Raw genomic sequence first — 7,863 nt, 5'->3', positions numbered from 1 at the left:
GGCCGCCAAGGCGCTCGCGACCCCGGCGCCGGGCGCGGAAGGCGTGGCGGTGGCGGAGGTCGCCCCGGCCCGTGATCCCGAGCGCGTGGGCCGCCTGAGCCGGCGCCTGACCGAACTGGACGCCGTGCGCGGCGCCGCCGTGGGTCAGCTGCCGCTGGTGCGGGTGGTGCAGAACGTCGACGCGCCGCTGTCCGACCGTCTGGCCGAGGCCGCCTCGGCGCTCGCCGCCTGGCGCGCCGACTGGGCCGAACTGCTGGGCCTGGTGGGCGTGCGCCGCGGCCGTCGCATGCGCCCCGACCAGGTCTCCCTGGCCGAAACCAAGGCTGCGGTCCTTAAGGCCGCGGGGGCGCCGCTCGCCGAGCTGGAGGAAGGCCGCGCCCGCCGCGCCGAAACCGAGGCGCGGATGGAGCAGACCGCCGAGCTGGTGCGCCGCCCCGGCTGAGCCCCCTCGTGCCCTAGCGTTGAGCCGCCGCCGCGCCCGCCGTCGCGGTCGCGTCGGTCCAGCCGACCAGTTCGCCCAGCGCCTGATCCATCGCCGCCTGATAGGCTGGCACGATCGCCCGCACACGGTTCTCGTTCGCCCGCTGCTCGACGCGGATGGTCCGCTCGCCGATCAGCTTGCGATCGGGGAAACGGACTAGCTTGGCGTCCATGGACAGCACGATGGTCGGCGCGGCGTTGGCGCCGTTGTCGTAGCGGGCCGCGAACTCGCGCACGTCGAGATCCAGGATCAGCGGCGCGCCGTGCTCGCCGCGGCCGGCCTGCAGGCGCACGTTGCGCGCCTGGTTCGAGAAGGCGCCGTCCAGCGCCTCGACGAACAGGATCTGCGCCGGCGCGACCCAACGGGCGTCGGCGATGTAGGCGGCTTCCGGCCCGGTGAAGGTCAGGATCCGGTCGCCGGCCGCCGCCCGCGGGAACTCGGTCGGGGCCAGGGCCACGTCGATGCGGGCCGCCTCAGGCGCGCCGCCGGCCTGCGCCGCCGCGGCGGGCGGCGACAGGCGGTAGAGCTGCACCGGCTCGGATTTCGGCAGCAGGCTGACGCAGCCGGCCAGGCCGGCCGACGCCGCGGCGAGGGCCAGCAGGGAAAGCTTCTTCATCACCGCGGCACCTCTTTTTCCTTGGCCGGAGCCTTGCTGATCAGCGTCTGCGGGCTGGCCTGCGCTTCGGAGGCCAGACGGTTGAGCGTGTCGGCCGCCTCCTGCAGGGACGTCGCCGCGGCGGTCATCTGCGGCAGGCCGGTCGTCGCGAACTCCGTGGTCGGGCCGTCCAGCTTGGCCGTGACCGCGCGGATGTCCTTGGCCGCCGCGTTGATCTCGGCCGCGGCGCTTTCGATGTTGGCCAGAGCCCGCTTGCCCTCCCCTTCGGTCAGGCTGCGGCCCGACTTGGCCAGGGCGGCGAACTCGTCGGCGGCGACGCCGGCCTTCTCGATGGCGGCCTCGGCCTTGGCCAGCACGGCCTTGCGCTCGTCCAGCTCGGCGCTGATGGATTCCGCATGGGCGAGGGTGGCCGAGAAGGCCTGGATGTTCTCGTCCGACAGCACCCGGTTGACCCGGTTGAGCGCGTCGATGGCGCGGGCCAGCACGTCGCCGCCGCCGGTCAGAAGCTCGCTGATCGGGCTGGGCTGGCTCTGGATCACCGGCACCACGTTTTCGGGGTACAGCGCCTTGAGCAGCTTGGCCTCGGGGGTGCCGGCGGTGATCTGGATGTAGTTCACGCCGGTGATGCCCTGGGGCTCCAGCTGGGCGCGCGAGTCGGTCTTCACCGGCACGTCGGAGGTCATGCGCACGCGCGCGATCACCCGGTCCGGATTGCGCGGGTCGAGGTTCAGGTCGGTCACCTCGCCGACCTTGATGCCGTTGAAGTGCACCTCGCCGCCTTCCGACAGGCCACGCACCGGTCCGTGGAACAGCACGTCGTAGACGTCGTAGTCGCGCGCGAACTGGAAGCGCGCCAGCCAGACGGCGAACAGCGCCATGCCCACGAGGAGCACCAGCGTGGCCAGGCCGACCGCCGCGTAGTGGGCGTTTCTTTCCATCAGCGGGTTCCCCCTGCGGCGCGTGCGGCGGCTCGGCCGCGCGGGCCCAAGAAATACTCCCTGATCCAGGGATGGGTCGAATGCTCGAGTTCGTGCGGCGGCGCCACCGCGACCACCTTGCCGTCGGCCAGCACCGCCACGCGGTCGCAGACCGCGTACAGGCTGTCCAGGTCGTGGGTGATCATGAAGACCGTCAGGCCCAGGTTGGTGGCCAGCTCACGGATCAGCGTGTCGAACGCCGCCGCCCCGATCGGGTCGAGGCCGGCGGTCGGTTCGTCCAGGAACAGCAGGTCCGGATCCAGCGCCAGGGCGCGGGCCAGGCCCACGCGCTTGCGCATGCCGCCCGACAGCTCGGCTGGCCGGCGGTGAAGCGCCTCCGGGCCGAGGCCGACCAGGGCGATCTTCATCTCGGCCAGTCCGTCGGCCAGGGCGCGCGGCAGGGTGGTGTGCTCAGCCATCGGCGCGGCCACGTTCTCGCGCACGGTCAGGGCCGAGAACAGCGCGCCCTGCTGGAACAGCACGCCCCAGCGCTCCTCCACCTCGGCCCGTTCGCGCGCCTTCAGCTTCGACAGCTCGCGGCCGAACACCCGGATCTCGCCGGCGTCGGGCCGGTGAAGGCCGAGGATGCTGTTCAGCAGCACGGTCTTGCCGGTGCCGGAGCCGCCGACCACGCCCAGCACCTCGCCGCGCTCGACGGTCAGGTCGACGCCATTGTGGACGACCTGGTCGCCGAAACGGTTGACCAGGCCGCGCACCTCCACCGGCGGGGCGTCGGGATCGAGGCCGGGGTCGCTCAAATCCCCGCCTCCAGGTAGATCAGCGCGAACACCGCATCGACGGCGATGATGGCGAAGATCGCCTGCACGACCGCCGAGGTAACCCGGCGGCCCAGCGACTCCACGTCGCCGCCCACGGCCATGCCCTGACGGCAGCCGATGGCCGCGACGATCAGGGCGAACACCGGGGCCTTGGACATGCCGACCCAGAAGTTGACGCCGCCGACGTTCTCCTCGATCCGCTGCAGGAAGAAGGCGGGGCTGAGGTCCAGCTTGGCCCAGACCACCAGGGCGCCGCCGATCAGGCCGGTCACGTCGCCGACGAAGGTCAGCAGGGGCGTCATCAGCAGCAGGGCGGCCACGCGCGGCAGGACCAGGGCCTCGAACGGATCGACGCCCATGACCTTCATGGCGTCGACCTCCTGGTTCATCTTCATCGCGCCGATCTCGGCGGCGAAGCTGGAGGCGGACCGGCCGGCCAGCAGCACGGCGGCGATGACGACCGAGAACTCGCGCAGCACGGCGATGCCGATCAGCTCGACGGCGAACACCGAGGCGCCGAAGGTCATCAGCAGGTCGGCGCTGAGGAAGGCCACCACCGCGCCGATGAAGAAGGTGGTCAGCGCCACGATCGGGATGGCGTCCAGGCCGGCGCGCTCGGCCAGGCTGAACCAGGCGGCCCAGCGGATCCGGCGCGGATCGACCAGGGTGCGCAGGCCGACCAGGCCCAGGCGGCCGTTGAAGGCCAGGTTGCGATAGAACTCGGCCCCGAAGTCGGTGACCCCGCGACCGATCTTCTGCAGCGAGCCCTGGACGGGGTCCAGCCGCCGGTGCGGCGGCGGCGCCTGGCACTCGACGCCGGCGACCAGGGTGAGGATCTGCTCCGCTTCCGGACGGTCGCGGAAATCGGCGGGGTCCACATGGCCGCCGGTGGCCTTCAGCAGGGCGAAGGCGCCGGCGGTGTCGAACCGGCCCAGCTCGCGCAGGTCGATGGCGCCCGGCGCGCGACCGCGTAGCGCCCGGGTCAGGCGCGCTGTCGCGCCGCCCAGCGCGGTCGCCGTCCAGTCGCCCGTGAGCGCCAGGGTCGCGCCGTCCGGCCCCGAATCGATGCGGAAGTCCGCCGCCTGCATCCCGCACCCATACCAGAGCTCGGCCAAACCCTTAACGCGCAGGTCCGGTTCAGCTTAACGTCCCCCGACCGTGGCTGTTCCTTTGAGACCAGAATCCCACAGCCGCAGTCGTCGCAGCGGGAGCTTCAATCAAGATAACGTCGTTGTCCGCATTACGCGGCGAAGGCTTCAATGCTCGCGGAAGTGGAGAAGTATCGCGCAGGACGATCGCACAGTGACGCTTTCCGTTCGCAAGTGCGGAACCGGCCCGGCTTCGACGGTGTTGTGCCGCCAGTATCCTGGCCGCGACGTGCTGAGAAATCATGATCTGGCTCGATTCGACGTCATCCGCCCGTCCGGCCGCCCATGACGTCCCAACTCTCGACGCGTGCCCCCCGGGCGCCGCGCCGCTGATCTGCTTCACCCATCTTCGCTGGGGCCGCGTGCAGAGCCGCACCGGCCATCTGATGAGCCGCTTCGCCCGCCACCGCCCGGTCTACGTGGTGGAGGAGCCGCGTCCGGCCGATCCCGACCGCGGCCCGTCGCTGGACATGGCCTCGGGCGCGCCGGGGGTCTCGGTCGCCACCCCGCGCCTGCCCGCGGGCCTCGACGGCTGGGGCCGCGACGTGATCCTGCGCCAGCTGCTGGACGAGCTGCTGGACCAGCACGTCCCGGCCGATCCGGTGTTCTGGTACTGCACGCCGACCATGCTGCCGTTCTCGCGCCATCGCGACCCGGCGGCGGTGATCTACGACTGCGCCCACCCGGTCGCCGCTTCGCGCCTGGGCGAGGACGAGCTGCGCGAGCTGGAGAGCGAACTGCTGGGCCGGGCCGACCTGGTGTTCGCTGGCGGCTGGAGCCTGTTCGAGGCCAAGAAGGCGCGTCGCCGCGACGTGCACCCCTTCCCGCCCGCCGTCGACCGCGCCCACTTCGCGACCGCGCGCGCGGGCCTGTCCGAGCCGGCCGACCAGCAGGCCATCACCGGCCCGCGCCTGGGTTGGTTCGGCGCGATCGACCGGCGGCTGGACCTGGGCCTGCTCGCCGCCGTCGCCGACGCGCGGCCGGCCTGGAACATCGTGCTGGTGGGGCCGGTGATCGGCCTGACCGACGACGAGCTGCCGCGGCGGCCCAACCTGCATTACCTGGGCGCGAAGCCCTACGCCGAGCTGCCGGCCTACCTGGCGGGCTGGGACGTGGGCCTGATCCCCTTCGCCCGCGGCGCGTCCGCGCGCTTCGCCTGCCCGCCGCAGACGGCCGAGTATCTCGCCGGCGGCCGGCCGGTGGTGGCCACGCCGCTGGTCGACCTGGTGCGCCACTGGGGCGAGCTGGAGGCTGTCCGCGTCGCCGCCACCCCGGAGAAGTTCGTCCAGGCCTGCCAGACCGCATTGGACATGTCGGCCGAGGCCGACGGCGGCGCCTGGCGCGCGCCGGCCGACCAGGCGCTGGCCGAAAGCTGCTGGGACACCACCCACGCGCGGATGGCGGAACTGGTCGAAGGCGTGGTGTCCGCGCGACGCCCGATCGCCGCCCCCTTCCTGCGCGAGATCGTCTCCGCGCCCGCGGTGCGCCCGTCGGCGCGCCGGTCGCACTACGACGTGCTGGTGGTCGGCGCCGGCATGGCCGGCGCGGTCGCGGCCGAGCGTCTGGCGGCCGAGGGCGGCAAGCGCGTGCTGCTGGTCGACCGCCGCCCGCACCTGGGCGGAACCGCCTACGACCACCTGGACGCCGCCGGCATCCGCGTCGGCAAGTACGGCGCACACGTGCTGCACACCGACCGCTCCGACGTTTTCCACCACCTGTCGCGCTTCACCGACTGGCGGCCCTGCGCGCCGCGGGTGCTGACCGCCACCGACGGCAAGCTGGTGCCCTCGCCGATCAACCGCACGGCGCTCAACGCCCTGTTCGGCCTCGACCTGGCCGGCGAGCAGGAGGCGGCCGCCTTCCTGGCCGCGCGCACGACGCCGGTGGCGACGCCCCGGACCGCCGAGGCGGCGGCCCTGGCCCGGCTGGGCCCCGAGCTCTACGAGGGCGTGTTCCGCGGCTGGGCCCGCAAGCGCTGGGGGGTCGACCCGTCCGCCCTGCACCGCCGCGCCGCCGCCCGCGCCGAGGTGCGTCTGGGCGACGACGACCGCTACTTCACCGACACCTTCCAGGCCGTTCCGGCCAAGGGCTTCGGCCTGATGTTCGAGAACCTGCTGGACCACGACGGCATCCACCTGGAGCTGGACGTCGAGTTCGAGGACGTGCGCCGCGAGGTCGTCTACGACCACCTGGTCTTCACCGGCCCGCTGGACGGCTATTTCGAGCACCGGTTCGGCGAGCTGCCGTTCCGCTCGGTGCGGTTCCGGCACGAGACCCTGGACCAGGAGTGGCACCAGCCGGCCGCCGTGGTCGAGTTCCCGTCCGAGGAGACCGCCTGGAGCCGCATCGTCGAGCACAAGCACCTGACCGGCCAGGTTCACCCGAAGACCAGCATCACCTACGAGCAGCCGGGCGGCGCCGGCGACCCGTTCTTCCCGCTGCCGACGCCGGAGAACCTGGCCCTGCACCGCCGCTACGCCGCCCTGGCGCGCACCCAGCGCGACGCGACCTTCATCGGCCGGCTGGCCTCCTACCGCGAGTTCGGCCTCGGGGAGGCCGCCGCTCAGGCCCTGGCCGCCTCGCGCCGGCTGATCCGGCGGGGGCTGCAGCGGCCGCTGGACGAGGACCGGCTGGCCGACGCGGCGCTGGCGATCTAGCTCCGCGCCGGCGGCCATGCCCCCCTTGCCTAAGAGGCCGCGCTCCTGGAGTCGGCTCGACCGGTCCGCGCGGCTTCGCTAAAGTTGCGCCTCTCCACGCCCCGCCATGGACCTCGGCGTCGGGAGGACGTCACGGGGGGAGTGTTGTGAGCGCGCAATTCTGGCGTCCCCTCGCCTACGAACTCGTGGCGGTTGGGTTGATCGCCCTGCTGTTTGGCCGGATCGGCCCGTTCGACACCTTTTCGGAAATGGAGACGGGGGAACGCCACCTCTACTGGCTCGGCGTGCTCCTCTTCGGCTGGGGACACGTCGTCCTTGTGCGCGAACTGCTGCGGAGGGCCGCCCTGCTTCAGGACCGGCCCGTGGCGGGGACGATCACGAGCGCGCTCGCGGCCGCGGCGCCGACCGTGTTCGTGGTCGCCTGGGCCGAGACCGTGGTGCGGGCGAAGGGGCCGTTCACGCCGCAGGACCTGGCGACCCTGTATGGGAACGTCGCCGTGGTGACGCTCGGGCTGGCGGCGGTGGTGGAGCTGACGCGCCGCCGCCGTGTCGGCCGCGCCTCCGTGGCCGCGGCGGCCGAGGCCGAGGCCCAGGGCGACGATGCGGATCTGCGGCGCTTCCTGGACCGGCTGCCCCGCCGCCTGGGGCGCGAGATTCTGACGGTGGAGGCGGAGGACCATTACCTGCGCGTGCACACCACGCTCGGCTCCGACCTGGTGCTTCTCAGCATGTCCAAGGCGATGGAGGAACTGGCCCGCCTCGACGGCATGCGCGTGCACCGCTCCTGGTGGGTGGCCCGCGACGCGGTGGCGGGGTGGGAGCGCGACGGCGATCGCCTGCTGCTAGCCTTGCGCGACGGGCGCAAGGTCCCGGTCAGCCGCAGTTACGCCCTGGTGGTCCGCAACGCGGGGTGGCTTCCCGAGGCGGCCTGAGCCAGCTTCGGCAGGCGGTTCCCGCGAATGGCGTTCACGCATTAGGACTGGCGGCGGCGAAGTCAGGGCGGCGCGGCGCGGTGAAGCTCTGTAGCGGCGAGGGTTCCTAACAACCGCCGCCCCCGGCGTTTTCTCCGGAACCCTAGCTTGAGACCCTCCGTCCTGATCGGCGCTGCCTGTGCCCTTGTTCTGACCTCGACCGCCGTCGCCCAGACCGCGCCCCCGGCCGCGCCTCCCGCCGCGGCGCCGGCGGCCCAGCCGGCCCGTCCGCCC

At 72.8% G+C, this 7,863-nt stretch carries 7 protein-coding genes; 3 read left to right on the top strand and 4 right to left on the bottom strand.

Annotation, left to right across the window (positions count from 1 at the left end):
- On the top strand, nucleotides 1-442 hold a 442-nt coding region (locus tag G3573_RS18315), incomplete at its 5' end, for a hypothetical protein (protein ID WP_163263130.1).
- Between the two features lie 13 nt (nucleotides 443-455).
- On the opposite strand, the gene G3573_RS18310 is transcribed toward G3573_RS18315, so the two are convergent.
- The 4 genes from G3573_RS18310 to G3573_RS18295 are packed head-to-tail and all read right to left on the bottom strand — an operon-like array spanning nucleotide 456 to nucleotide 3,941.
- Nucleotides 456-1,097, bottom strand: a complete 642-nt coding sequence (locus G3573_RS18310) for an ABC-type transport auxiliary lipoprotein family protein (RefSeq protein WP_163263129.1) — start codon at nucleotides 1,095-1,097, stop codon at nucleotides 456-458.
- Nucleotides 1,097-2,035, bottom strand: a complete 939-nt coding sequence (locus G3573_RS18305; RefSeq protein WP_163263128.1) for an MlaD family protein — start codon at nucleotides 2,033-2,035, stop codon at nucleotides 1,097-1,099. Before G3573_RS18305 ends, G3573_RS18310 begins: the two co-directional genes overlap by 1 nt.
- Entirely contained in the window at nucleotides 2,035-2,832 is a 798-nt protein-coding gene (locus tag G3573_RS18300) for an ABC transporter ATP-binding protein (RefSeq protein WP_163263127.1), read from the bottom strand. Before G3573_RS18300 ends, G3573_RS18305 begins: the two co-directional genes overlap by 1 nt.
- Nucleotides 2,829-3,941 carry an ABC transporter permease gene (locus tag G3573_RS18295; RefSeq protein WP_163263126.1) on the bottom strand — a complete coding sequence of 371 codons (1,113 nt, stop codon included), beginning with the start codon at nucleotides 3,939-3,941 and terminating at the stop codon, nucleotides 2,829-2,831. Before G3573_RS18295 ends, G3573_RS18300 begins: the two co-directional genes overlap by 4 nt.
- Before the next feature lie 302 nt (nucleotides 3,942-4,243).
- Between G3573_RS18295 and G3573_RS18290 the strand changes: the two genes are divergently transcribed.
- Together G3573_RS18290 and G3573_RS18285 are read left to right on the top strand one after the other, a co-directional pair.
- On the top strand, nucleotides 4,244-6,658 hold the full coding sequence (locus G3573_RS18290; protein ID WP_163263125.1) for a UDP-galactopyranose mutase: 2,415 nt from the start codon (nucleotides 4,244-4,246) through the stop codon (nucleotides 6,656-6,658).
- Nucleotides 6,659-6,804: 146 nt separating this feature from the next.
- Nucleotides 6,805-7,590 (top strand): LytTR family DNA-binding domain-containing protein, encoded by a 786-nt coding sequence (locus G3573_RS18285; protein ID WP_163263124.1) that lies wholly within the window; start codon nucleotides 6,805-6,807, stop codon nucleotides 7,588-7,590.
- Nucleotides 7,591-7,863: the final 273 nt, after the last annotated feature.

This window comes from Caulobacter sp. 17J65-9 (assembly GCF_010975005.1).
Taxonomy (GTDB): domain Bacteria; phylum Pseudomonadota; class Alphaproteobacteria; order Caulobacterales; family Caulobacteraceae; genus 17J80-11.
This window is presented reverse-complemented; position numbering and strand designations above follow the sequence as displayed.

Coding starts and splice junctions, on each gene's coding strand:
- G3573_RS18305 (WP_163263128.1), bottom strand. CDS start 2,035: ATGGAAAGAAACGCCCACTACGCGGCGGTCGGCCTGGCCACGCTGGTG.
- G3573_RS18310 (WP_163263129.1), bottom strand. CDS start 1,097: ATGAAGAAGCTTTCCCTGCTGGCCCTCGCCGCGGCGTCGGCCGGCCTG.
- G3573_RS18290 (WP_163263125.1), top strand. CDS start 4,244: ATGATCTGGCTCGATTCGACGTCATCCGCCCGTCCGGCCGCCCATGAC.
- G3573_RS18295 (WP_163263126.1), bottom strand. CDS start 3,941: ATGCAGGCGGCGGACTTCCGCATCGATTCGGGGCCGGACGGCGCGACC.